Source organism: Novosphingobium sp. ST904 (genome assembly GCF_001298105.1).
GTDB lineage: Bacteria > Pseudomonadota > Alphaproteobacteria > Sphingomonadales > Sphingomonadaceae > Novosphingobium.
In genome coordinates this window covers 1-22045 of record NZ_LGJH01000112.1, presented here as the reverse complement: position 1 = coordinate 22045, position 22045 = coordinate 1, and the positions used below count along the sequence as shown (strand labels likewise).

The 22045-nt window shown below is 62.1% G+C and carries 17 protein-coding genes and 1 pseudogene; 9 read left to right on the top strand and 9 right to left on the bottom strand.

Annotated elements, in window-relative coordinates:
- Positions 1-36 precede the first annotated feature (36 nt).
- On the top strand, positions 37-3126 hold the full coding sequence (locus ADT71_RS04560; protein WP_054435511.1) for an efflux RND transporter permease subunit: 3090 nt from the start codon (positions 37-39) through the stop codon (positions 3124-3126).
- Positions 3127-3197: 71 nt separating this feature from the next.
- Here the strand turns inward: ADT71_RS04560 and ADT71_RS04555 are convergent, their stop codons facing one another.
- Entirely contained in the window at positions 3198-3860 is a 663-nt protein-coding gene (locus ADT71_RS04555; RefSeq protein ID WP_054435508.1) for a nitroreductase, read from the bottom strand.
- A 20-nt stretch (positions 3861-3880) separates the two neighbouring features.
- Positions 3881-5557: an AMP-binding protein gene (locus tag ADT71_RS04550; RefSeq protein WP_054435507.1), complete on the bottom strand. Its 1677-nt coding sequence runs from the start codon at positions 5555-5557 to the stop codon at positions 3881-3883.
- Between the two features lie 239 nt (positions 5558-5796).
- Between ADT71_RS04550 and ADT71_RS04545 the strand changes: the two genes are divergently transcribed.
- The 5 genes and pseudogenes from ADT71_RS04545 to ADT71_RS04520 all read left to right on the top strand — a co-directional run bounded on the left by ADT71_RS04545 (position 5797) and on the right by ADT71_RS04520 (position 13032).
- Positions 5797-6828: a hypothetical protein gene (locus ADT71_RS04545; protein WP_231635583.1), complete on the top strand. Its 1032-nt coding sequence runs from the start codon at positions 5797-5799 to the stop codon at positions 6826-6828.
- Entirely contained in the window at positions 6825-7286 is a 462-nt protein-coding gene (locus tag ADT71_RS32870; RefSeq protein WP_054435503.1) for a hypothetical protein, read from the top strand. The genes ADT71_RS04545 and ADT71_RS32870 overlap by 4 nt, the downstream gene beginning before the upstream one ends.
- A gap of 10 nt (positions 7287-7296) precedes the next feature.
- Positions 7297-8966 (top strand): annotated as a pseudogene (locus ADT71_RS04530) (carboxylesterase/lipase family protein).
- Positions 8963-9643 carry a TetR/AcrR family transcriptional regulator gene (locus ADT71_RS32865; protein WP_082370152.1) on the top strand — a complete coding sequence of 227 codons (681 nt, stop codon included), beginning with the start codon at positions 8963-8965 and terminating at the stop codon, positions 9641-9643. Before ADT71_RS04530 ends, ADT71_RS32865 begins: the two are co-directional and overlap by 4 nt.
- On the top strand, positions 9628-13032 hold the full coding sequence (locus ADT71_RS04520) for a glycosyl hydrolase (protein ID WP_231635582.1): 3405 nt from the start codon (positions 9628-9630) through the stop codon (positions 13030-13032). The genes ADT71_RS32865 and ADT71_RS04520 overlap by 16 nt, the downstream gene beginning before the upstream one ends.
- Positions 13033-13050: 18 nt before the next feature.
- Here the strand turns inward: ADT71_RS04520 and ADT71_RS04515 are convergent, their stop codons facing one another.
- The 6 genes from ADT71_RS04515 to ADT71_RS04495 are packed head-to-tail and all read right to left on the bottom strand — an operon-like array spanning position 13051 to position 16956.
- Positions 13051-13716: a carboxymuconolactone decarboxylase family protein gene (locus ADT71_RS04515; RefSeq protein WP_054435494.1), complete on the bottom strand. Its 666-nt coding sequence runs from the start codon at positions 13714-13716 to the stop codon at positions 13051-13053.
- Positions 13713-14273, bottom strand: a complete 561-nt coding sequence (locus tag ADT71_RS04510; protein ID WP_054435492.1) for a nuclear transport factor 2 family protein — start codon at positions 14271-14273, stop codon at positions 13713-13715. The genes ADT71_RS04515 and ADT71_RS04510 overlap by 4 nt, the downstream gene beginning before the upstream one ends.
- 40 nt (positions 14274-14313) lie before the next feature.
- Positions 14314-14829, bottom strand: coding sequence for a class I adenylate-forming enzyme family protein (locus tag ADT71_RS34870; RefSeq protein WP_255351608.1), 516 nt, complete (start codon positions 14827-14829; stop codon positions 14314-14316).
- Between the two features lie 46 nt (positions 14830-14875).
- Positions 14876-16006, bottom strand: a complete 1131-nt coding sequence (locus tag ADT71_RS04505; RefSeq protein ID WP_255351607.1) for an AMP-binding protein — start codon at positions 16004-16006, stop codon at positions 14876-14878.
- Between the two features lie 6 nt (positions 16007-16012).
- Positions 16013-16513, bottom strand: a complete 501-nt coding sequence (locus ADT71_RS04500) for a nitroreductase/quinone reductase family protein (protein WP_231635581.1) — start codon at positions 16511-16513, stop codon at positions 16013-16015.
- 20 nt (positions 16514-16533) lie between these two features.
- Positions 16534-16956, bottom strand: coding sequence for an EthD domain-containing protein (locus tag ADT71_RS04495; protein WP_054435488.1), 423 nt, complete (start codon positions 16954-16956; stop codon positions 16534-16536).
- Between the two features lie 93 nt (positions 16957-17049).
- On the opposite strand from ADT71_RS04495, the gene ADT71_RS04490 reads away from it, so the two are divergent.
- Entirely contained in the window at positions 17050-17919 is an 870-nt protein-coding gene (locus tag ADT71_RS04490; RefSeq protein WP_054435486.1) for a LysR family transcriptional regulator, read from the top strand.
- A 41-nt stretch (positions 17920-17960) separates the two neighbouring features.
- Here ADT71_RS04490 and ADT71_RS04485 read toward each other — a convergent pair whose 3' ends face one another.
- On the bottom strand, positions 17961-19643 hold the full coding sequence (locus ADT71_RS04485) for a tannase/feruloyl esterase family alpha/beta hydrolase (RefSeq protein ID WP_082370154.1): 1683 nt from the start codon (positions 19641-19643) through the stop codon (positions 17961-17963).
- A gap of 343 nt (positions 19644-19986) precedes the next feature.
- Here ADT71_RS04485 and ADT71_RS04480 point away from each other — a divergent pair, with 343 nt between their 5' ends.
- Positions 19987-21132, top strand: coding sequence for a helix-turn-helix transcriptional regulator (locus ADT71_RS04480; RefSeq protein ID WP_132470149.1), 1146 nt, complete (start codon positions 19987-19989; stop codon positions 21130-21132).
- Between the two features lie 124 nt (positions 21133-21256).
- A complete protein-coding gene (locus tag ADT71_RS04475; protein ID WP_054435482.1) occupies positions 21257-21949 on the top strand; it encodes an alpha/beta fold hydrolase in 693 nt (230 codons plus the stop codon).
- The last annotated feature ends 96 nt before the right edge of the window (positions 21950-22045 follow it).

Here is a 22045-nt window from a genome sequence, read left to right as displayed (position 1 = left end):
CGATGGCGATACCGTACGGATTGCAGGAGCGGTTCGATGAACCTTCGCATATCGGCCTGGGCGATCCGCAATCCCATTCCTGTTGCCCTTCTCTTCATTCTCCTGACGATTTCAGGGACGGTCGCTTACCTGCGGATGCCGGTAAAGCAGTTTCCCAACGTCAACCTGCCTATCGTCACGGTTACCGTAACCCAGAGCGGGGCCGCGCCTACCGAGATGGAGAACCAGGTCACCCGCCCGATCGAGAACGCGCTCACCGGTGTTCCCGGCATCAAGAACATCTCCTCTACGGTGACGCTTGGGGCTTCGGTAACCTCGCTCGAATTCGAACTCGGCAGCGATCTGCAGAAGGCAACCGACGACGTGCGAACGACCGTGGAGCGTACGCGGGTGGAACTGCCCACCGGCATCGATCCGCCAACGGTTCAGCGCGTCGACCTCGATAGTGCGCCGATCGTCACTTACGCCGTCTCCGCGCCTGGGATGAGCGATACCCAACTGGCGTGGTTCATCGATAACGAGGCCACGCGTACGCTGCAGGCCGAAGCGGGTGTCGGGCAGGTTTCGCGCATCGGCGGAGCGGAGCGCGAGATTACCGTGATCCTTGATCCGCAGCGCATGGCGGGCCTCGGCGTAACCAGCGCGCAGGTCAATACTGCCCTCGCCAGCTTTCATACCGATGCACCGGGCGGCCGTTCGGACGTGGGCGGGGTAGAGCAGACCGTTCGGGTGATCGGTTCGGCGCAGGATATCGATCAGATCCGCAATCTCTCCATCCCTGTCCAGGGCCGTTACGTGCGGCTTTCCGACGTTGCGGAAGTGGGCGACGGGCAGGGCGAGGTGCGCGGTTTCGCAAGGCTTGACGGCAGGCCGGTGGTCGCCATCCAGGTCTCCAAGACCAGCGAGGCGAGCGATGTCACGGTAGCGGACGGCGTTGAAAAGGCGGTCGAGCATCTTTCGCAGCTGCATCCTGCCGTCAAATTCGAGAAGATCGTTTCCACCGCAGACCTCACGCGCAGGAGTTTCCACGCGACTTTCGATGTGCTGATCGAAGGCGTCATTCTCGCAATCGTGGTGGTCTACCTGTTCCTGCGCGACTGGCGAGCGACAGCCATCGCAGCGGCGGCCATGCCGCTCTCTCTGGTGCCGACATTCATCTACATGGCGGCGATGGGTTTCAGCCTGAACGGCATTACCCTGCTGGCTCTCACGCTTGTTATCGGCATTCTCGTCGACGATGCGATCGTGGAAATCGAGAATATCGAGAAGCGCATCGAAAAGGGCGAAAGTCCGTATCAGGCCGCATTGGTCGGGGCCGATGCCATCGGACTTGCCGTGATCGCGACGACCGCGACGATCATTGCCGTATTTGCGCCGGTTTCGCTCATGCCCGGCCAGGCGGGGCAGTTCTTCAAGGAATTCGGCCTCACCGTCGCGGCTGCGGTGACGTTCTCTTTGGTTGTCGCCCGTTTGCTGACGCCGCTCATGGCGGCCTATTTCCTCAGGCCGCACCACCTGCGCAATTCCGCCGTGGCCGGAGGCAAGCTGGATCCGCGGCACGAGCGGGCGCTGACCTGGGCGCTGGCCCGCCCGAAACTGTGCGCCGGCATCGGTGTCGGACTTTTCTTTCTGGCCATTGCTATCGCCGCGACGCTTCAGATCGGTTTTCAGGCAACCCAGAACCGGAACTACGTCTATGTGGCGGTGGAAGGCGCGCCCGGCGCGACGCGTGAGGATATGAACCGTGCGGTCCAGCAAGCGACAACCATCCTCATGGGCGAGCCTGATGTCGAAAACGTGTTCGCCCAGGTCGGTTCGACGGGGGGCAGCCTTGGCGGCGGAGGGGCGGACCTTACCGACGGGACGCTGACGGTGCTCCTGCGCCGCGATCGCTCGGAAACATCCGAGGAATTCCAGGCGCGGATCGGCCCGAAGCTCCGTGTCATTCCCGAGGCGCGATTCCATAATCAGGGTAATTTCGGGCAAGCGGCTGTCTCGGTTGTCATCGCGGGCGCTGACGGAGCGGCGCTCGAACGCACGCAGTCGCAATTGCTGCGGGAAATGCGCAAGCTTCGTTCTCTTGCCGATCCGCGCCTGAGCCCCTCGGCGCCGGGGCCGGAACTTGTCATCACGCCGCGGCCGGATGAGGCCGCCCGGCTGAATGTCGACACCACGACCCTCGCCAATACCGTGCGCATCGCGACGATCGGCGATATCGACGCATCGGTGGCCAAATTCTCGGAAGGCGAACAGCGGTTGCCGATCCGTGTGCGATTGCCGGAAACGATGCGGGGCAGCCTTTCGGGGATCTCCGAATTGCGGGTTCCTACGAGGGACGGCAATACAGCGCCTCTCTCGGCTGTTGCGGATATCCATTTTCAGGCCGGACCCGGAAAGATCATCCGATACAATCGCGAACGCCGTGTCAGCGTGGAGGCGGATCTGGGCGTTGGCGAAGCGATCGGGTCGGCCATGGGCGACGTTCGCACTTTGCCGACGATGAAGAAGCTGCCCGCCGGCATCCACGAAGCGCATCAAGGCACGACGCAGATCATGGAAGAGATGTTCGTCGGCTTCATCCTGGCGCTGTTTGCCGGGGTGGGCCTGACTTATACCGTGCTGGTACTGCTGTTCCGCGGGTTCTTCAAGCCGGCGGTCATCATGGGGGCTCTTCCACTCAGCCTGCTCGGCGCCTTTGCGGCCCTGCGCCTGCTGGGCTTCGCAATAGACATGCCGGTCCTCATCGGTCTGCTGATGCTGATGGGACTGTGCGCAAAGAATTCGATTCTGCTCGTGGAGTTCGCGATAGAGGCCGAACGGGACGGAAAACCGATGAGGGAGGCCTTGATCGAGGCCTGCGCGCAAAGAACCCGGCCCATCATCATGACTTCGATTGCGATGATCGCGGGAATGTTGCCGACGGCGTTTGCCATCAGCGAGGGATCGGAATCCCGCCAGCCGATGGCGATTGCCGTCATTGGCGGCATCCTGAGTTCGACCCTGCTGTCGCTTGTGCTGGTGCCGGTGATCTACGAACTGGTCGATTCATTCGAGCAGCGCCTGCGTCCCTGGCTTGCGAGACTGGTAACCCAGCCCGAGCCGCAGGATATGCGGAAGCCCGCCTGACCCTAAGCCCTAAACTGAAAACGGAGCCATTTTACCTCGAAGATCGATGGGGCCGGATCTGTCCACGCCGCCTACCGGTGCCAGGTCGTGAACTGGGCTGAGGACAAACGTTCGCTGACAAGGCCGTTCTCGGTCGCGGACCAGTCCGCATGCCCCAGTGCCATGCCTGACAGGATGATATGGTCCTGCGGAATGTTCAATTGGTGGTGGACCACTGCGCCAAAGTCGCACCACGCCTGCTGGGGGCAGGTTTCGAGGCCTCGAGCCCGCGCGGCGATCATGACGTTCTGCATGAACATGCCGCAATCGAGCCACGCGCCGAGGGCCATCTCGCGCTCCATCGTGAAGAAGAGACCTACCGGCGCACCGAAGAACTCGAAATTGCGCAGCATCGCCGCTTCGCGGGCAGGAAGGTCGTCCCGCGCGATCCCGTACTTTTCGTAGAGCGCATATCCGATCGCCCTGCGGCGCGACATATAGGGTTCTTTCATCGCGGGCGGCAGGTAGTTGTATTCGAGGCTTCGCTCACCGCTCTTCGCCGCGTGAATGACCGCCTCGCTCAGCTTTCTCAGCGCCGCGCCGGTCGTCACGTGGACGAGCCACGGCTGGATGTTCGTGCCGGATGGCGCTCTTGCGGCGATGTCCAGGATTTCCCGGATCGTGTCTTCCGCCACCGGATCTGGCAGAAAACGGCGAATCGAGCGGCGGCCGCTTATGGCTTCGATGGCATCCATGCCGCTCTCCGGTAGCGCAATCACGCCCGAACGCCCAATTCTTCCAGTCTGCGCTGCTTGAGCATGAATCTCTGGATCTTGCCGCTGGGCGTCCGGGGCAGGGCGCCTATGAAATGGATCGCGCGCGGGTATGCGTGGGCTGCATAGTGCGTCTTGACCCATCGTTGTATTTCCTTCGCCAATTCCGGGGAGGAGACTGTGCCGTCCTTGACGACGACATAGGCCTCGATGACTTCGCCCCTGACTTCGTCGGGAACGGCGATGACGGCGGCCTCTGCCACGGCGGGGTGCGTCGACATGCTCGCTTCGACCTCGAAAGGTCCGATGCGATAACCTGCCATGATGATGACGTCATCCTCGCGCGCTGAAAAGCGGAAATATCCGTCCTCATCGACGAGACCGTTGTCACCGGTCAGGTAGTATTCACCGTTAGCGGTGAATTTTCCGGCTGTTTTCGCGGAATCGCCGTCATAACCGGTGAACCACATCAGCGGGCTTTCGCTGACCTTCATCGCCACGCGCCCTGCCTGACCCGGCGCGAGTTCCACATCCTTTTCCGGATCGAGGATGACGGCCTTCCAGCCGGGCATCGCATGTCCCATCGAACCGGGCCTTACGTCATGATGAAGCATGGGATGGTGGTGATTGTTGATGAGCATTCCGGCTTCGGTCTGTCCGTAATGGTCGTGTACCGTCACGCCCAGCACGCTTCTGGCCCAGAGATTGACCTCCGGGGTAAGCGGCTCACCGGCGCTGGAAGCGCAGCGCAGCCGAAGCGGTCCGCTTACGACAAGATCGGCGGAGCGAAGTGCCCGGTAGACGGTGGGGGCTGCCGCGAAATTCGTTACCTGTTCGCGAAACAGGATTTCCATCGTGGTTTCCGGTACAAAGCCTCCTTGGAGGAGGACGCTGGGGGTTCCCGTGGAAAATGTCGCGAGGATGCCGAAGTAGAGCCCATAGGCCCATCCCGGGTCGGCCGCGCACCAGAACACATCGTCGCTTCGGAGCCCCAGGCCGAACTCAGCATAGGTACGAAATGCCGCAAGAGCTCTCAGTGGCACGACCACACCCTTGGGATCTCCGGTGGTTCCGGAGGTGTAGATCTGGATGAGCGGTGCGTCCGGGCCGAGTGTTGCGGCCGGAAAGCCGGGTTCGTGTTGCTCCGTTATGCCGGCGAAGCTGTAGCCCTCCTGACCGGGCTGGCCAGTACTGATGACGAGAAGCGACGAGGGCATGGCGACATCGCCCTCAGCCGAAAGTTTCCCCCGCTGACCTTCATCGCAGACGATCGCGCGGGCCCTGCTTCCGTTCAGACGCATGGCGATCGCCGATGGCGCGAAGGCCGTGAACAGGGGAACGTGAACGGCCCCGAGCCGCCATATTCCAAGCAAGGTGACCAGGTATTCGCGGCTCTTGCCCATCAGCGTGGCGATCCGGTCTCCGGGACGGAGGCCGAGCTCGAAAAGAGCGGCAGCAAACCTTTCGGATTCCCGCCGCAATTCGCCGTAAGTGATGTCTTCGGCGCTCAGGTCGGGAGAAATTACCCGATATGCGACAGCGCTTTCACCCCATTGGTCGCAAAGCAGCCATGCCGCGCTGGCGTCCCTGCTGTCGTAGATGGCGCGAAGCTCGGCTACGCGATCATGAGCGGCAACATGGCTGGCCTCGATCGCCGAATTGTCGTTGACTGACTGCATTCGTCCGCTCCTTGATCGCCGGCGCTGAGTGCGGGTTGAGGTGGAACTGCGCCTTCGGAACCGCGCTCTAATTTTATGCCTACCGAACGATCGGTAATAATCAAGGCCGGGCTTGCCAAGGCGAAAAATCATACTAAACATTCAGTAGATAATGCGCGAAAAGCGGACCACGTCATAAGATATGGGTCCGGAGATGCGCGTCCAAGCGGCTTGCGCCGCCGGATGAGGAGACGGGGGACATGCCGAAAATGAAATCCAGGGCACATGCGACCGGCAGGGCGCTTGGTCTTCTCCTGCTCGCCGGCTGCGGGGCTGTTTCGTGGCAGGCGGTTGAGGCGGCTTCGACTGTGGACCGTCCGGAACCGGGCAAGCAGGGCGAGACCATGGAGGCCGAGGCGGGCAAGGTGCTGGCCGTGCCATACTCGAAAGGCGTCGATGTCGTCGGGCATTCCGACATTGGAGGGAGAACGGGCAACCTGGCCATGGCGTGGTCCGGTTCGTGCGCCTATGTCGCCTCGGGCATGACGATCAAGCCCGATGGGCAACTGCTCAAGCTTCCCGTCGATGCGACATCGGGGGTCGCCGTGATCGACGTAAGCAAACCCACCGCTCCCAAGACGGTCCGCTATCTGCAGGACAAGGGCGCCATTTACGCGACCGAAACCCTGAATGCCCTGACGACAAAGGACAAGGCCATCCTGGCTGCCAGCACTTATGGCGGCGTTGCCGGAATGGGGGAGCAGGAGGAGGGGTGGCTGTCGGTCTACGATGTTCATGCCTGTGCGGACCCCCAGCTCAAATCGGAAGTGAAGTGGCCTGAGGCTGTACATACGATCACGATTTCGCTGGACGGACGGTTCATATACGGAACCGTTCTCAACCCCTTCACGGGGGCTGGCGGCATCCAGATCATGGATATTTCCGATCTCGCCAGGCCCAGGTTCGTCGGCAAGTTCGAGCGACGCGTCCCGATGGCACCAGCTTCCAGTTCGCGCCGCACGAGCTTGTGTTCAGCCCCGATGGTTCGCGCATCTATGTCGGTCTCACGACCTCGCAGGGGGCGGATGCGGAACACGAGTTTCGCAGTTCCAAGCCCGGCCTCCCTTCGCCCGCAGCGGTGGACCAGGATGCCGGAGGCTTGTTCATTTTCGACAATAGCGACTTTGCGCAAGGCAAGTCCGATCCCAGGCTCCGGCTGGTCGGCGCGGCCCCGCATGCCGGGTGGCATTCCCCTGTTCGTGCCCGTATCGCGGGCGTTTCCTATATCGTGAATGCCGGCGAACTCGGCGCCTGTCCGGGGGCATGGCCGCGCATCACGTCCATCGCGGATGACAGAAATCCGAAAATCGTAGGCGAATTCCGGCTTGCGATGAACCGTCAGGAGAACTGCCCGTCGCCCAACCCCATAGAGAAGGCCACCGGGGGGATCGTGGGCCGGGCCGGGACGGCGTCCACGCACTTCCAGGATGTGGATGACGCCGACAATACGACGCTGGGCCTGTTCCCGTTCATGTATGCCGGACTTCGCATCGCCGATTTGCGCAATCCCGCCGACCCTCGCGAGATCGCCTATTTCAAGCCCGGCGATCCCTGCATGTCGCATGTCCATTTTGTGAAGGATAGCGGGCAGATCTGGTTCGCCTGCAACGCAAGCGGCTTCTACGTGATCGCACTCAAGCCGCAGCTGCGCAAATCGCTGGGGCTGTCGATGCCGCGCCGCGCGCGATGATCGGGAAGGGATGTATGTCGGCATGGACCAAGATATCTGGGATCGACGCGGAGTGCTGAGTGCTGCTTTTGCCGGCGCGGTGGGATTGACCTTGCCGGGCATGGCAGGTGCCGGTGAACAGGCTCCGACTGGTGCGGTCGAGACGACCTCGGGAAAGGTGCGGGGAACGCGCGCAGGCGGTGTATCCCGTTTCCTGGGGATTCCTTATGGAAGCGACACCGGATTGCGGAGATTCCAGCCCGCGACCGCTCCCGCGCCCTGGACCGGCGTGCGTGATTGCAATGCCCTGGGCCACAAGGCGCCCCAGGGCGTGATCACTCTGCCGGGGATCATGGGTAAGGTCGATCCCCGCGCAAGAGGCCTTTCGGTGGTGATGGCAGTCGCCAATCTGACCAATGCCCAGCTTGCGGAGAGCGAGGACTGCCTTGTCCTCAACGTCATCACGCCGACGCTTCTTCCGCGAGAAAGCGCCCGGTGATGGTCTGGCTCCATGGCGGCGCCTTCGCGATGGGGTCCGGGCTGGACCCGATGACAGACGGCAGCGAGCTTGCCCGGCGTGGCGATGTCGTGTTCGTCTCGCTCAATCATCGCCTCAATGCCATGGGCTTTCTCTATCTCGGCGGCTTGCACGAGGATTTCGCAGACAGCGGCAATGTCGGGATGCTCGACATTGTGCTCGCGCTGGAATGGGTGCGGGACAATATCGCATCGTTCGGCGGTGATCCGGAGAACGTCACCATCTTCGGGCAAAGCGGTGGCGGGGCCAAGGTTTCCACATTGCTGGGTATGGGCCCGGCGAGCGGACTATTCCACAAGGCGATTGCCATGAGCGGCCCGATCGTCTCGCTCGTCACCAAGGCCGATGCCGAGGAAATCGCCGGACAGACTATCGCTCGCCTCGGCATTTCCGGATCCGATGTTCACGCACTGCAAAAGGTGGACCGCCAGAAGGTGATCGCGGCGGCTTCTGCGGTCCGCCTGCCATCAGCCGGGACAGGGCTTGCGGCGGGAACGCTTGCGCCGATTGTCGATGGCCGCTCCATCCTTGCCGATCCGTTCGACCCTGCAGCTACCGATATCTCCAGAAACGTGCCGCTCATGCTGGGTTCGGCGAAGGATGAGGCCACGCTCTTCATGGCCAGCGATCCCGAACTTGGCGCAATGAGCGAAGACCATGCCCGGGCGCGCTTTGCGGCGGTTCTCGGTGATCGCGGAGCGGCATCGTTCGATGCCTATCGCGCCGCCTATCCCAAGGACGATCCGAGCTACCTGGTGACATCGATGATGACGGACAGACTGTTCCGTTCGGATTCTATCGCAATGGCGGACCGCAAGTCGGCGCAAAATGCGGCGCCGGTTTACCTCTACCGGATCGACTACGAACCCCGTGTGGTCGATCGCCTGCTGCGCAGTCCCCACGGTACCGAAGTCCCGCTCGTATTCGGAACCAAGGTTCCGGTCGGTTTCATCGGCGAGGGGGCCGAAGTCGATGCGCTTTGCGATGTGATGATGGCGGCATGGCTCGATTTTGCGAAAACCGGAAAGCCTTCCGGCAGGCACCTTGACTGGCCGCGCTACAACGCCCGCTCACGCCCGAACATGATCTTCGATGTCGTGCCGCATCTGGTGAACGATCCCGACCCGGTCGCGCGCAGCCCGGTTGCGAGAGGCCGTGCATGACAAAGCGGAAAGGTCGCGCAAATCCTCAGGAGCGGCGATCCTCCATCATCGAGAACGCCATCGGAATGTTTGCCGAGCTTGGATTTCATGGCCTGACGGTCCACGGCCTTGCCGATCGCTGCGGGATGTCCGGTGCGGGCCTTCTCTATTACTTCAAGTCCAAGGAAGACCTTCTTCTCGCGGTTCTGGAGACGATCGAGACGCGCGAAAGTGCGGCGGTCATGCCTTTGATCGAGGCGGTGGAACAGGCGCAGGGAGAGCCGGCACTGGCCTGGCAATCGATCGTCGAACTGATGCGGCAGATGTTTCGCCGTTCGGTGGCGGACCCTGTCATCACGCGTTTCGTGCTGCTCCTGCAGGCGGAATCGCTGGAAGTTGGGCATGCGGCGCATGACTGGTTTCGCAATCGCGAGCAGTTGGCGCTTGAACTCCTGACGCAATTGCTCACCCCCTATATCGGCGAACCTGTGTCCAACAGCCGGCACATCATGGCGTTGATGCAGGGGCTTGCCCAGCAATGGCCGCCAGGTGCGCGGGTTCGACGTTGCTGCCGAGTGGGACAAGGCGCTCGAACCCGTACTGTCCCGCGGCAGGCTTGCCGGCGGGATGTCCTAGGAACAACGAAACCGGCAACGCGGCAGTGCCGGATCGGGAGAGTGGCGTGCGCACGTTTTTAGCGCTTCTTGTCTGTTCGGGTACCTTGGCCCTCCCGGCTTTGGCTCGTGCTGAGCCGGAGCAAGGAGGGCCAATCGCGCAGATCGTCGAGAGCGACGATGCACTCTTGCGCGGGTTCCTCGACCCGCCGATGGAATCCCGGCCTCGAACCTGGTGGCACTGGATGAACGGGAATGTCACCACGGCCGGCATTCACAAGGATCTCGAATGGATGAAGCGCATCGGCCTTGGCGGTGTCCAGGCATTCGATATCGACTACTTCGCCACGCCCGTCATCGTTGACAAACGCCTCGCCTACATGTCGCCGGAATGGAAGGATGCATTCCGATATGCGGCGGGCGAGGCGGATCGTCTCGGCCTTGAACTGACGATCGCGAGTTCTCCTGGATGGAGCGTGACCGGCGGACCCTGGGTGGCTCCCCGCGATGGCATGAAGAAACTTGTCTGGAGCGAGACGAGCCTGAGCGGAAGGCGACGGTTCCGGGGGAAAATCGCTCTTCCGCCATCTTTCACCGGTCCGTTTCAGGATATCGTTCTTCATGAACCGAGTGCCAGCACCGCGCAGCGCCTCCATCCGCAATTCTATGAGGATGTCGCGACATTGGCGGTGCGCGAGCGGGAAGATCCGCCGCTACCCTTGCCGGTGATAACCGAAGCGAATGGGAAGGCGCTGGACGCCGGGCTGCTGACGGACGGCAAGTTCGAACAGGCACTCGACATAACGCGTGACCCGCAGGCAGGCGCGGCCATGGTCGTTATCACCTACCCGGTGCCTGTCACGATCCGGTCGGCGACGGTGTTCGTGCCGGGAAGCGCCGACATGTTTTCAGGCCCGACAATGAAGGTCAGTCTGGAAGTCGGTCATGGAGGTGCCGACTGGAAACACATTGCCGAGATCGTACCGAGCCTTGCACCTTCCACTGTCAGTTTCGATGCCGTTACCGCAGAACGCTTCCGCCTGACGATCAGGCCCGCCGGGCCCCTGAATCCCTACGACGCCGATGCGGCGCCCGGATACCTCGGCTATCGGCCGACTTCGGCTGGCGCGGCAAGCGCGGTGAAGCTGGCGGAACTGCATTTGTCGCCGCAAGAGCGCGTGAACCAGTTCGAAATCAAGGCCGGTTTCGGAATGGCCCGCGATTATCACGCTCTTGGCACAAGTGGAGGATCGGGCACGCAAGATACTTCCGGTAGCCAGGTGATCGACCTTACCTCGCGCCTGAAGGCAGATGGTACCCTCGACTGGACGCCGCCGGCCGGGACGTGGAAAGTCCTGCGCATGGGATACTCCCTGACCGGGCGAACGAACGGTCCTGCATCGGCCGAGGCGACGGGGCTGGAGGTCGACAAGATCGATGCGGAGGCCGTAAGCCGATATCTCAATACTTATCTGGACACGTACAGTTCGGCGGTTGGCGGCGAGCTCATGGGCAATCGGGGCGTCCGAGCGCTACTCACCGACAGCACCGAAGTGGGCGCCTTCAATTACACACCGGGCCTCTTCGACGCGTTCCGGAAGGCGCGGGGCTACGATCCGCGGGCATGGCTACCGGCGTTGACGGGCGTGGTCGTCGGTTCGCGGGCCGGCAGCGAGGCGTTTCTCTCAGACTGGCGCAAGACAATCGCCGAACTGCACGCGTCCAATCACTATGGGACGATTGCGAGGGTCGCGCATGAACGCGGGCTCAAGGTCTACGGCGAATCTCTGGAAGGTTGGCGCGTTTCACTCGGCGACGACATCGCGATGCGCCAATACGCCGACGTGCCGATGGCCGCCATGTGGACCTACCGGCGCGATCTTGGTCCGCGCCCCAATCTTCTGGCGGATTTGCGCGGAGCCGCATCGACCGCCCACATCTACGGACGGCGCTTTGCCGCAGCCGAATCCTTCACGTCCACACGCTACCCCTGGGCACATGCACCCTCCGACCTGCGGCGCGTCATCGATCTGGAGTTTGCCAGCGGCATTAACCTGCCCGTGATACACACATCGGTGCACCAACCGCTGGACGATCGGCAGCCCGGTCTCTCGATGCGGCATATCGGCCAGTTCTTCACCCGACACGAAACCTGGGCGGAAATGGCGCGTCCATGGATTGACTACATCGCGCGCAGTTCGTTCCTGCTGCAACAGGGGCGCTATGCCGCTGACGTCGCTTACTTTTATGGGGAAGAAGCTCCGGTAGGGCCGCAGGCGCAGGATGGCTACTTCACGGACACGCCGGCGCACTTCGGTTACGACTTTGTCAATGCGAATGCGGTGCTGTCCCTGCTGAAGGTGGAGGACGGCAGCCTCGTGGCTCCGGGCGGGATGCGTTACCGTGTACTCTACCTGGGCGGCAACAGCAGCCGGATGACGTTGCCCATGCTGCGGCGGATTGCAAGGCTGGCGGAAGACGGGGCTGCGGTGGTCGGACTGCCGCCAGAAGCATCGCCGGGGCTGGGAGAAGACCCGCAGGAATTTGCTGCACTCGTCGCCAAATTATGGACCGGCTCGCTGGTGACCGAAGTCGGCAAGGGCAAGATCGTCGCCAGCCGCGATGTCGAGGAGGCGCTCGCCAGCCTCGATGTCTTGCCGGATTTCGAGGGCGCCTCGGGCGATGACCTCCTGTTCCTCCACCGCATTCTCGCAGATGGCGATGCGTACTTCGTGTCCAATCGAAAGGCGGCTGCGATGCGAACGGAGGCGGCCTTTCGGGTGGTGGGAAAAATCCCGGAAATCTGGCGCGCCGATACCGGCACGGTCTCGGCGGCCAGCTATCGGATCGACGGTGGGCGCTCTTTCGTCACCCTGCCTTTCGAAAGCGAGGAGTCCTACTTCGTCGTGTCCAGAAAGCCGTCTGCCGGCCAACAACGGGCCGAGCCCGGCACGCGTTTCGACGCATTACGGGATTTGTCGAATGACTGGTCTGTCACGTTCCAGCAGGGCAGGGGCGCTCCTGCCGCAATCACCATGCCGCAGCTGCGTCCCCTCAATGAGGTGGCGGATGCGGGTGTTCGGTACTTTTCCGGCATCGCAACTTATTCACGGAGTTTCAAGCTAGATACCCGCATTGCGAAATCCGGAGCGCTCTGGCTCGACCTTGGAGCAGTGGGCGATCTTGCCGAGGTGCGGGTGAACGGCAAGTCTGTCGGCACCTTGTGGCACGCACCCTATCGCATCGACATAGGCCGGCAGGTCCGCTCCGGGCGCAATACGGTAGAGGTTCGGGTCGCCAATCTCTGGATGAATCGGCTGATCGGAGATGCCCAGAAAGGCGTGGGCAAGATCGCCTATACGATCATGCCCACATACAAGGCCGAGGCACCGCTGCGTCCTTCGGGGCTGATCGGTCCCGTCCGGCTGATGGAGCAGGTTACCGTGACTGGAGGAGAAGCCGGAAACCCATGAGAAGGCAGGCCGCGGCGATCAGCGGGCGGCCAGTCCGGGGTTGCCGGCTTCCAGCGGCAGTCGCAGCGCGTTCTGGAAATAGGCGACCAGCGTGAATTGGCCGATCAGCACGATCAGTTCGAAAATCTGCTCGGTGTCCAGCGTGCGCGACAGCACGTCCCATGTCTCGTCGTCGACCGAGGCGCGGGCTTGCAATTGCTCCGCACATCGCAGAACCGCGCGTTCGTGTTCGGACCAGAGCGGCGATGCCGATCCTTCGGCGGTGATCCGCTCGATCTCGTCGGTGGTGATGCCCAGGGCCTTTGACTGATGGACGTGTTCGCCGAATTCGTAGGGTGCCTGAAGCAGCCATCCCGTTCGCAGGATGGCCAGCTTCTGGTCGCGCCGGGCAAGTCGGCTCGCGGGCCCCATGACGGTCATGGACAGTCCCATGATCCGCTCCCACAAGGTGCCGAACGGCAGCATCGTCACCATGATCTGGGGAACCTGCTCGATCGACAGGGACGACACGTTCCCAAATAGAGAGGCGCGCAGCCGGTCGGTAGCTTCCAGGATCTCGTCCGCGCGCGCCAGGCGATCCACTGTCTCGACCCGCGGCGGTTTGCCGAGAATCTCGGCTTCCCTCAGGCGGATGCGTTCAAGTGTTTGCGGGGCCAGAGGCGCAGGGGTGGGGCAATCGCTCACCAGCGAACTCCTTCCTCGCGGGACTTCCATGTGTAGGGGCGCTCATAAGAAGGGTCATCCGTGCTCCACAGGCCCTTGAGGAAGCCCTGGACGTTCTTTGAATGGATCCAGGTACCGTCGCAGTCGGCCGTGGCCTCGATCGTGCACCGACGCACGACGATGCGCCATTCGCCGTTCCGCTTTTCCAGTCGATCGAGATAGCGACCGATGGCAATGGTCGTGCTCTTGCCGTCGAGCCAATAGAGGCCGCCGATCACGTAACTTTCGCAATGCGCCACGTCACCTTCTAGCTCGCAGATGTGGTTGGTGATGTTGTGGCTGGTCATGTTGAAGTTCGTGTAGTGGCCCTTGTTGGCCTTTTCCGGATAATCCGGTGCGAACGTGACGCTGGGCCCATGCTCGTCGACGCCGTCCTCCCACCAGCAGCCCGTAATCTGATCGACATCCTGACGATCGCGCGCCCTGCTCTCGCGCTGGATGCAGTCGAGAATGTCCTGCCGATCCTTGAGATAGGTGACTGTTGCTTTCAGATCCGCGAGTTCCTGTTCCAGGCTCATGTCGTGCTCTCCCAATGATTATTTTTATGCGGGCCGCTCGTCATCGGAGACGGCTGACCACTGCCTTGCGCAGATCGGCGGTCTTGATCTTCGAGCTGCCGGTGGTCTTGAGTTCGTCGTTGCCGAAGAACAGCACCGTGCGGGGCACCTTGAAACTGGCGAGACGGCTACGCGCGAAGGACCGGATCTGGTCGGCCGACAGGGCTGCGCCTTCCAGCGGCACCACGCAGCTGACCACAATTTCGCCCAGCAGAGGATCGGGCACTCCCACCGTCTGCGCAATTTTTACGCCAGGGCAATCACGGAGCACCGCATCGATCTCCAGCGGGGAGACGTTGGCGCCGCCGGTCTTTATGATGTCGTTGAGTCGGCCTTCCCAGAACAGACGGCCTTCTGCGTCCAGCCAACCGCCGTCCCCGGTTCGAAAGAAGCCCTCATCGTCCAGCGTCTCGTCGAGTGGCACGCCAAGATAGCCCAGCATCAGCGTGGGGCCCTTCACCGCGACTTCGCCGCGGTGCCCGAGTGGCACGGTCTGGCCTGTCACGGGATCGACGATCCGGATGGTCGATCCTGCCGTGGGGCGGCCATGGCTTCCCGCTGTTTCACTTTCCGGAGTGCCGGCCGGAGACCGAAATCAGTGTGAATGTTTCGGTGCTGCCGTAGGCGCGAGGCTCCGTCCAGTTGGCCGAAACACTCGGGTGGTGGGCCAGCGGAAAGGCGCCATCCACATAGTGCAGCGCGGACAGGTCGGCCTCGGCATAACCAGGCACGGCTTCGAGCTGCGGCCATTGGTGCGGCCAGGCGAGTAGCATCGTCGCCCTTTCCGCCTGGATCAGGGCGAGCGCGGCTTCGGGATCGAACCAGCGCTGGAGCAGAAGACAACCGCCGGACGAGAGCGTTCCGCCCAGCGCCATGGTGAAATTGCCCGAGAAGAAGAAGCCGTTGGCGGACCATGTTCGTGGCGGGTCCGTGACCCCGTACCAGCTCTTCCAGCGCCAAAGCTGCAGGCAGATCGCCCGGTGAGCGGACATTATGCCTTTTGCCTTGCCCGTCGAGCCGGACGAAAAGAACAGGGTGCCTGGATCGCTGGGGAGCACCGCCGCGGCGCAAGCCTCGATCACGCCGTCGGGAATGGTGTCTCCGCGCGCCAGAAACGAGGACCAGCCTTCTACCGCGCCTGTTCCCTCATCCCCGTCGACGCGCGCAACATGGCTGAGGAACGGGAAACGGGCAGAGAGGCATTGGTCGGGAATGCCTGCTGCGATACCAGGCTCCAGTTCGCCCAGCGTCGCCGCGAAGTCCTTCTTGAGCACGTGCCGCTCAACCAGCAGGATAGCGCAACACGACGCTTCCAGCACCTCACCAATTTCCGGCGCGGTGAAGAAGGTGCTGATTGTCGTGGCGACGCCTCCCGCCAGTGCGGTGCCGAACAGGCAGGAAAGGAACTCCAGCCGGTTGGTCATGAGTAGGCCGACGCGTGTGCCTTTCCCTACGCCGCAGGCCTTGAGCGCCCGGGCCACTTCGTTGGCGCGCGCCCAAAGATCGTCATAGCTCCAGCGGATGACTTCGCCGTCCAGATGGATGACGGCTGCTTCACTGGCACCATGTCGCTGTACGATCTCTTGAAGATAGGCACCCAGCGTCAGGGCGCCGCAAGCTGTCTCTTGCGAAAGAGGAATGCCGCGCGCGTAGGATAGTGCCGTTTCCTCGCTCGTCATTGATGTGCCGGCCATCGGAAATCAGGCGGTCCGGATGCCGGTGGCATCATCGGGACGGAAAACCGGAATCTCCCCGGCTGCCTTGAACATCACCAGCGGCAGTACGCGCGCGGTGGAATTCTGGTAGGTTTCGTAGAAGGGATGGCAGTCGATGAAGAAGGACCACACCTTCTCGCGTTCGGCACCTTCTGGCTCACGCCAGGTTCCACGGAATGCCTGGGTCGCGATCTGGAACTCGATTTCCGGTTGCTCGACGATATTGAGATACCAGGCCGGATGATGGTCAGCCCCGCCCTTCGATGCGCAAATCACCACTTCGCCGCCGATGTCGGCGTAGCACAGGGGCGTGATGAAGGTTTTCCCGCTCTTGCGCCCCTCGTACTTGACCAGGCAATGCGTTGCGAAGGCACGGCCACCAACGGCGGTGATGTCCATGATGTGACCCTTCGCCCCGCCGGAAGAAAGGTACATCTCTCGGTGTTCGCTTACCCAGTCGCGCCGGGCTTCGCGGATCACCTGCATGCTTTCATCGCTCATTCCATTTACTCCGTTTCATCGCCGTGGCGAAGAACGACATGTGTCGGTTCGCCATGAGGGCCCATCGGGGAGTCGTAATCGATCACCGAATAGACCGGGTTGGCATGGCTGGCGAACAGGCGCCGCTCATCCTCCATCGTCATCGGCAGGCGCGCGGGATCGGAAATGATGCGCTGGGAGGCTTCGAAATCCTCCCGGCTGTTCCACCAGATCTCCATCAGGCAATCGTAGCCGGAATCGTGGATTTCACCGGTTATGGGGTTCCTTTCGGGCGTCAGATACCGGCGGACATAGCGCACCGCATTGGGCAGCGCGGGCTTCGCACCCATCTTCTTCGCAAGCTGGGAATGCTGGTTTTCATAATAGTCGAGGAAGGCGTCCATCGACATATCCGGCCGCTTCCGGAAGAAGCAGATCTGCTTGAACATCGAGCACCCTCGCTTGTCATTATGGACCGAGCATTGCGGCAAGCGGGGTATGAGGTCTAATGCTGAATTCGTGTATCTCCATGCGGATTGTTTATGGATCTCTCACTTGGCAAGTTGCAGCACCTGCTCGCCGTCGCACGCTGCGGCAGCTTCTCGCGCGCTGCGATCGAGCTGAACCTCAGCCAGCCGGCATTGAGCCGAAGCATAGCGACGATCGAGGAGCGCTACGGCTTTGCGATTTTCAATCGCGTCGGCCATGGTGTGGAGCCGACCGCAGCCGGGCTTCAGGTTCTGGAGCAGGCGCGTCCTCTGCTACAAGGGTTGCGGGTCTTCGAAAGCAATATGGGACTTCTGGCTGGTGGGCGTAGCGGGCGGCTGTCGATGGGGATGGCGCCGTTGCTGGCCAGCGAGCTGGTTCCACGCTTCTCCGGCGACTTTTTCGGTGCCAATAATGTGCAGCTTCGCGTCATGGTCCGGCCGGGGGAAGAACTGATCGAGGCGCTTGCCAACGACGAGGTCGAGCTGATCTTCTTTCCCGGTCCGCATGTTGCCGATGCCGGGGAAATCGATCTGCAACATGTCGGCGATGCGCGCCCGGTGTGCGTGGTACGTCAGGGGCATCCCCTGCTTGCCCGCAAGCGTCTCCAACTTGCCGATCTGGCTGATTATCCATGGGCGAGTTCTGTCGAAGATCCGGTCGGGCCGCCGATCCCGAGCCGTTCGCGCATGGTCTGTGAAAACTATCACATCCTGCGGGACGCGGTTATGGCCGCAGATATGGTCTGCATCTGCTCTCAGGCGTTTATATCCGAGGAATTGCGCGATGGCCGGCTGGTAGCAGTCGCCATCGAGGGAATGCCGCTTCCGCCAACCGCGATCTTCGCGGGCCGGCTCAAGGGCAGGGTCCATTCCCCGCTCGCCGCAAGAGGGTTGGCGGCGATACGCGGATATCTGGCGGGATGACGCTGCGGTTCATCCCCGCCGATCGGCTTGCACTTCGCGTTTCATTGCACGGCGTAGCTTGATGCCTCGTTGGGGTCGCCGCTTACGTATCGCACCTGCTGCGGGTAGGGGGCGATGGGCGCCGAGCGCCTGACCGGGCTTTCCGGCGGGGTCTCGATGATGATGGAATCGGGAGCCTTTCCGTTTTCAACCCAGTCCACCATCAAGGCATAGAACTGGCCCGGCGCGACGAGTGGTGGGTGCGCATCGGGATTGGATGTGCCGTTCGGCGACATGTGGCCGACACCGGGCAAGAGGTAGAGACGGAAGAAGTCGTGCACATTCTGCGCGCCGCCCATCTTTTCAAGCACCCGGTCGTAATAGCGGATCGTGCCCTGGACCGGAATCGCTTCGTCGTTCCAGCCGTGCCAGCTCAGGAACTTCCCGCCGCGTACCTTGAACGCCGAGAGATCGGGATCGTCGCTTGCGAGGCCGCCGAACGTGCTGTCGAGTTCGGTCCCGCGGTCGAAGGCGTGGGAGAGTTCCTGATAGGTCAAAGCGGTCCAGCCCCCCTCGCCGTTGCCGGACGCATTGTGAAAGGTTGGATTGGCAAGGCTTGGGGCCGCCAGTTCCAGTGCGACCTGATCGGCCACGTATCCTTCGTGCGCATTGGAACTGCCGTAGCCGATATTGGCGAAGTAGGCCTGATAGAGCGATGTGCCGCGCATCAGCCCATACCATTTGCGTGGGCCGGCAAGCGCCGTTCCCGCGCCGTTGTCGCGATGGGGATCAGGTGCCGAGCCGTCACTGGTCATGCCGTACCACATCTGGTTGATGGCACGTGCCTGGGATAGCGAAAGGGCATCAGGACTGGTATTCGTGCCGCCGTCTTCCACGCGCAGCACTGCGGGGTCCTTGGTCGGATCGTAAGTGCAGGCAAGGTTGTCCGTCACATATCCCATGTGCTGCCCGCCAACCGTGTCGCAGGCCGCGATCGCTGCATTGGAGACGAGGTCCATCTGGGCCTTGGTCAGGTAACGGCCGCTGAGTTCCCGTTCTACAACGAGGCTGCGATAGACATCGGCGGTAACCCATTGGGCCCAGTTGAGTGCCGGAAGGCTGGCAATGATGCCGTCGTAGTCGCCCGGATACTGCTGGGCGAGCCGGTAGCCATGGCGTCCGCCGGTCGATACGCCTTCATAATAGGCGTGGTGCGCCGGCTTTCCGTAGTAAGCCCGCGCGATCTGCTTGGTCTTCTCGGCCATCACATGCATCGCCCGGTGCGCGTAGTCCTCCCAGAGCTGCCTGGCAGGGGACCCATCCGGATTGATGGCCCAGGCACCATTGGTGGGGACATGGTCGGAATCGGTGCTGGCGGAAACTGCGCTTTCTCCGCCCGCCGTCAGTGCGGCATAGGGCCAGCCGATTGCGTCCGGAGAGCTGTGCTGACCGCCGTCGAAGCCGCCAAGGCCGCCGATATTGTGTATCCTTCCATTCCAGGCAGCGGGCCTGGGCAGCCATACTTCGATGCCGATGCCGGGCGAAGTGGAAGGCGCGCCGACAGGGCCCGGATTGCCCGGTCCCACCACCAGCTTGATCAGGCAAAGGTCCGAGGGTGCGACGGCGGTGTGGGCCGAGGCCGGTTCCGAAATCACCAGCGGTTCGCCCTTGTGAAACTCCCGAACGAGCAGGACGTGCGTAAGGCCGTCGGCCTCGATGTCGGTCTTGAGATGTGCAGGTATCATGCAGAACGCTCCGCTGGAGGCGTAGGAAGGGATGACGAGGGTCAGATTGCAAAGCGCAGGAGCAGCCAGGAACAGGATGGCCGGCCCGAAAGTACCGGCTTTCCGCCGGCGCTGCCGTGCAGAGGCTGCGGTCCGGCCGAATGGGTGTGGGACACGTTCGAAGATGTCACGCAGCACGGCACAGCCTCGTGGCGCGGTGGCGCGCTCTCATGGTTCACTCTCCCGCTTGCCTCGTAGCTCTGTCTTTGCGAATGGCAGCGCTTGTCGTTTGCGACTTCCTGAGGCAGGTATCCGGGATGAAAAACCCCCAAATGGGGGCTGTGGCCAAGCGCGGCAGGAGCGCATGCAAGTTTCAACAGCCATTGGCGAAATGACCCAGGCGCTGCTTGACGGCGCATATGAAAAGCCCCTGTGGGCTTCGTTTCTTTCGCTGCTCGCTCGTGAAACCGGCGCGGATTTCGTCGTGCTGTTGTGTCAGCCGCCCGGCTGGAAACAGGACGATTGCCTGCAACTCGTTTCGGGCGACATGCGTGTGGAAGACAGCAACGAACTCTATCGCCGCTACTTCGTCGATCGCAATCCGACGGCGAGCGAGTTGATGCAGGAAGGCAGAGCCTATTCTCTTGAGGAGCTTATCGCGCTCGACCGGGGCGAACATGAGGCGTTCTACGCCGACCTCGTGACAACACACCGTGTGACGGACCTGCGGCAGATGCGTGTGCGGGAAGCCGGCGGCGTGGATGCGCGCCTCACGATCGTCAGTCTGAGCCGCTCGTTCGATGTGCAGACCGATCGCTTGCTTTGCGCTTTGGCTCCCGTACTGAGAAGCGTCCTGCGCAATTACATTGTCCTTGAACGCGAACGCTTCACCGCTTCGCTTGCGGAGGAGGCCATTCGCAGGCTGCAGTTCGGCTGGATTGCCCTTGATGCAGGCGGTGGGATCGTCGACAGCGATCCAGTCGGTGAAATGCTGCTTCGCGAATCCGGGGTGGTTGGACGAACGCCCAGGGGAAGGCTGACAATTGCCGACCGGGCTGCCGAAAGGACACTGCTTGCCACGATCCGCACAATGGCATCGCAGCTGGAGGCAAGCCCCAAAGCCGTTTCCCTCTCGAGCGATCCCTGGTTCGACATGCTACTGGTGCCCGCACCGCACAGATTGCTCGGACCGATAGGCAAGCCGGTGATCGTCGCTTATGTGCACGGTGACAGTTGGGGCACCGCCGATCGCTGCGAGCAGCTGATGGACCTCTTTCGGCTCACGCGAAGCGAAGCCCGGCTCGCGCTGGAAATCTGCCGAGGACGGTCCATTGCCGAGGCCGCTTGCCAGCTGGATTTGCAGGTCGAGACAGTCCGTGGCTATTCGAAACGCATTTTCGCCAAAACGGGCGCGCGCGGGCAAACAGACCTGGTCAGGATACTGATGGGGAGCGTTCTCGCCTTGACACCTGACGGACGTATCGGAGCACCACGTCCTGCCTCTCGTTGACAGGGTGTTTGCGTGATGTGATCCCTTTCCCGCTCCTGCGGTATGTAGCTCGCGCAGCCTGTGGCGTCTTTCGCGCGGCGAAGCGCATCGATAGTTTCGCGCACGAAATCGGGAGAAGCAGGACTTGGAGACTGAGCCGGCATTTGTCTTCGTTCACGGCGGCGGACAGGGAAGCTGGGTGTGGGGCGATACTATCGCGGCACTGGGACTGCAGGCTCCCGGAGTTCGTACCTTTGCAGTCGATGTCCCGGGTTGCGGGTCAAAAAGAGAGCGGCTCGATGGCGGCATCGGTCTGGACGAGGTCGCGGCCGAGCTGCTTTCCGACATCGAGGTCGCCGGCATGGGGCCGGCGATGCTCGTTGGACATTCCCAGGCCGGGCAAGTCATGTCGCTGATGCTGGAACGGCGGCCGGACCTGTTTCGGAGGGCGGTCTACGTCACATGTTCGATCCCTCTTCCCGGGCAAAGCGTGCGCGCGATGATGGGGGAGGGCATGCACGGAGCGAGGCCTGATGAAGTCGGCTGGCCGTTCGATCCCAAGACAGAAGATCTGGCGGCGCGTTATCCGCAGATGTTCTGCAACGATATGGATGACTTACAGAAAAGCGCATTTCTCGCGAAGTTTGGAGTGGATCGCTGGCCGCTTGCTACCTACGACTTTACATCCTGGCGGTACGATCATCACGGGGCCGTTCCAGCCAGCTATGTCGTTTGCCTGAAGGATGGGATATTGCCAGTGGAATGGCAGGAGCGCTTTGCCGAGCGGTTTGCTGTGGACCGCGTGATTTGCATCGATGCCGGCCATCAGGCGATGTGAGGTGGTGCCGGTTTTCTGGACAGGGTGTTAAGCTACTCCCGACCAAATAGATTGGTACGGGAATGAAGACGACGAGGAAGCGCTACAGCGCGGATT

Excerpts from the sequence above, each read along its gene's own strand:
- ADT71_RS04560 (WP_054435511.1), top strand. The coding sequence starts at position 37 with ATGAACCTTCGCATATCGGCCTGGGCGATCCGCAATCCCATTCCTGTT.
- ADT71_RS04555 (WP_054435508.1), bottom strand. The coding sequence starts at position 3,860 with ATGGATGCCATCGAAGCCATAAGCGGCCGCCGCTCGATTCGCCGTTTT.
- ADT71_RS04550 (WP_054435507.1), bottom strand. The coding sequence starts at position 5,557 with ATGCAGTCAGTCAACGACAATTCGGCGATCGAGGCCAGCCATGTTGCC.
- ADT71_RS04545 (WP_231635583.1), top strand. The coding sequence starts at position 5,797 with ATGCCGAAAATGAAATCCAGGGCACATGCGACCGGCAGGGCGCTTGGT.
- ADT71_RS32865 (WP_082370152.1), top strand. The coding sequence starts at position 8,963 with ATGACAAAGCGGAAAGGTCGCGCAAATCCTCAGGAGCGGCGATCCTCC.
- ADT71_RS04510 (WP_054435492.1), bottom strand. The coding sequence starts at position 14,273 with ATGAGCCTGGAACAGGAACTCGCGGATCTGAAAGCAACAGTCACCTAT.
- ADT71_RS04505 (WP_255351607.1), bottom strand. The coding sequence starts at position 16,006 with ATGGCCGGCACATCAATGACGAGCGAGGAAACGGCACTATCCTACGCG.
- ADT71_RS04500 (WP_231635581.1), bottom strand. The coding sequence starts at position 16,513 with ATGCAGGTGATCCGCGAAGCCCGGCGCGACTGGGTAAGCGAACACCGA.
- ADT71_RS04495 (WP_054435488.1), bottom strand. The coding sequence starts at position 16,956 with ATGTTCAAGCAGATCTGCTTCTTCCGGAAGCGGCCGGATATGTCGATG.
- ADT71_RS04490 (WP_054435486.1), top strand. The coding sequence starts at position 17,050 with ATGGATCTCTCACTTGGCAAGTTGCAGCACCTGCTCGCCGTCGCACGC.
- ADT71_RS04485 (WP_082370154.1), bottom strand. The coding sequence starts at position 19,643 with ATGATACCTGCACATCTCAAGACCGACATCGAGGCCGACGGCCTTACG.
- ADT71_RS04480 (WP_132470149.1), top strand. The coding sequence starts at position 19,987 with ATGCAAGTTTCAACAGCCATTGGCGAAATGACCCAGGCGCTGCTTGAC.